Origin of the sequence: Myxococcus sp. AB056, assembly GCF_006547365.1 — a bacterium.
GTDB lineage: Bacteria > Myxococcota > Myxococcia > Myxococcales > Myxococcaceae > Myxococcus > Myxococcus virescens.
In genome coordinates, this window is record NZ_VHLB01000192.1 from 1 (window position 1) to 2,346 (window position 2,346).

At 70.5% G+C, this 2,346-nt stretch carries 3 protein-coding genes; all 3 read left to right on the forward strand.

Annotation, left to right across the window (positions count from 1 at the left end):
• Positions 1 to 1,393 (forward strand): FtsX-like permease family protein (locus FMP39_RS37045; protein ID WP_141594675.1); only part of this gene is annotated, 1,393 nt, incomplete at its 5' end.
• Between the two features lie 188 nt (positions 1,394 to 1,581).
• Positions 1,582 to 2,016, forward strand: coding sequence for a hypothetical protein (locus tag FMP39_RS37050; RefSeq protein ID WP_141594677.1), 435 nt, complete (start codon positions 1,582 to 1,584; stop codon positions 2,014 to 2,016).
• Between the two features lie 84 nt (positions 2,017 to 2,100).
• Positions 2,101 to 2,223 carry a hypothetical protein gene (locus FMP39_RS38520; protein ID WP_255508275.1) on the forward strand — a complete coding sequence of 41 codons (123 nt, stop codon included), beginning with the start codon at positions 2,101 to 2,103 and terminating at the stop codon, positions 2,221 to 2,223.
• The last annotated feature ends 123 nt before the right edge of the window (positions 2,224 to 2,346 follow it).

Genomic DNA, 2,346 nt, shown 5'->3' on the forward strand with positions numbered 1-2,346 from the left:
GGATGCGCTGGCGGCGTTCGGGCCCCGGGACATTCCGCGCATCGACGAGGTGTCGCTCGACGGCACCGTGCTGGCGTTCACCGCGGGCCTGTCGGTGTTCACCACGTTCCTCTTCGGTCTGGTGCCGGCGTGGCAGACGTCGCGCGTGGAGCTGGCGCGCGTGCTCCGGGCCTCGGGTGAGGGCGCGGGCGGCGCCGCGCACCACCACCGCACCCGCGCGGTGCTCGTCGTGGCGGAGACGGCGCTGGCGGTGCTGCTGCTGGTGTGCGCGGGGTTGTTGCTGCGCAGCTTCGTGCACCTGCAAAGGGCCAAGCCCGGCTTCGACCCCGAGGGCGTGCTGACGGTGAAGGTGGACCTGCCGCCGCTTCACTATGGCTTTGGGACCGCCGCGCCCGCGGCCTTCTATGACACGTTGCTCGAGCGGCTGCGGGCGCTGCCCGGCGTGGAGCAGGTTGGTGCCGTGAATGGGCTTCCATTGGATGGGGCCCGGTGGACCGTTCCCGTGAAGGACCCAATGCGGCCGGTTCCGGAGGGGACGGAGCCATGGCAGGCCAGCGTGCGCATCGTGACGCCCGGGGCGCTGGAGGCCCTGCGCGTGAAGGTGCTTCAGGGCCGGGGAATCTCGGCGGCGGACCAGGGCGCGGGTGGGCGCGCGGTGCTGGTCAACGCGGCGGCGGCGCGCCGCTTCTGGCCTGGCGAAGCGCCCTTGGGGCGTACGCTGGACACCGGCATGGACTGGGGCAGCGGTGCCATGGGCGGACGCGTGGTGGGCGTGGTGGACGACATGGCGCTGGAAGGGCTTGGCGCGCCGTCCCTGCCAGAGGTGTACGTGCCCTACGTGCAGGCGCGGACCACGAGCATGGTGGTGCTGCTGCGGACGAAAGGGGCGCCGCTCGACCTGGCTCCCGCGGCGCGCGCGGAGATTCGTGCGTTGGATGCGAGCCTGGCGCCAGGCAGCGTCCGCACGCTGGCCTCGGTGGTTGACCGCACGGTGGCGCCGCTGCGTTTCTACCTGTTGCTGGCGGGGGCCTTCGCGGCGCTGGCGATGGTGCTGTCGGCGGTGGGCCTCTATGGCGTCGTGGCCTACGCGGTGCTGCAGCGCACCCGCGAGCTGGGCATCCGCATGGCGCTGGGCGCGCGTCAGGCGCAGGTGCTGGGGCTGGTGCTCGGCCGCTACCTGGGGTTGACGGCGTGTGGGCTCCTCATTGGATTGGGGCTGGCGGCGGCCACCAGCCGCGGCCTCACGCACCTGCTGAGCGGCGTGCGGCCCACGGACCCACTGACGTACGTGGCGGTGGCGGCGGTGCTGTTGGCGGTGGCGGTCCTGGCGGTGCTGCTGCCCACGCGCCGGGCCGCACGCGTCTCCCCCGCGGTGGCGCTCCGGGCGGACTGAGCAGGCGTCCGGGGCCGCTTCGTCTCAACGGGGCGCGGCGGTCATCGTTCCGCGAGGAGGGACGGACGAGCTTGGAGGCGCGTTCCAGGGGCCGGGTCGCACCGTGGCACCGGGTGGCAACGCCGCCGGGCGTGGTCACGGTTGGCTTCGGAGGCGAGGTGCGCCCTCCAGGACGAAAGGGGTCGGTCATGAAGCTCAAGGTGATTGGGATGATCGCGGGTCTGGCGTCGGGCGGCGCGGCTCTGGCGCAGGGCTCGCAAGAGCCGTCGATGCCACAGGAGCCACCGATGCAGCAGGACCCATCGATGCAGCATCCACCCAGCAGCGGCTCGCAGACGTCCGGCGGCATGCAAGGCAGTCAGATGCAGGGCCAGCAGGAGCTGAGCGGCTCCGTGGTGGCCCTGCGGAAGGACAAGGTCTTCATCAAGGATGAGAACGGCGCGGTGGTGGCGATGGGCGTGAACCACTCCACGCAAATCGATGGGAAGCCCATCGAGAAGCACCGGGACATCCACAGCCACCTCCGGCGTGAAATCAAGGAGGGGGACCAGGTCCGGACCAAGTTCAACGTGGAGAAGACGACCGAGAACATGGCGTCTTCCATCGAGAAGATGAACAAGTAGTCCACGCCGCACGGAACGGCCGCGGTCTGGAGCGTGACGGTGCAGGTTCACCGCCGCTCCGGCCGCGGCTTCCGCCGTTCCCGGATGCCTGAAGGGACTCGGCTGGCGCCGGACTTCCGTGAGGCGTTGAAGCTGCATTGCCTGCTCGACGCGATTGAGAAGGCGTCGGCGATGGGGCGGCGACAGATGTGGACGGAGTCGCTCTAATGAGCTTCAGCTTGTCGAGTTAAGAGGTAGGCCGGCGTGAGCGAAGTAGGCGCGGAGGGTGGCAGGGCGGTGCTGGAGCCGCCGAAACTCCCTGCGCGCCTGTCGACGCAATTCCTCAATGCT

Coding starts and splice junctions, on each gene's coding strand:
- FMP39_RS38520 (WP_255508275.1), top strand. CDS start 2,101: ATGCCTGAAGGGACTCGGCTGGCGCCGGACTTCCGTGAGGCGTTGAAG.
- FMP39_RS37050 (WP_141594677.1), top strand. CDS start 1,582: ATGAAGCTCAAGGTGATTGGGATGATCGCGGGTCTGGCGTCGGGCGGC.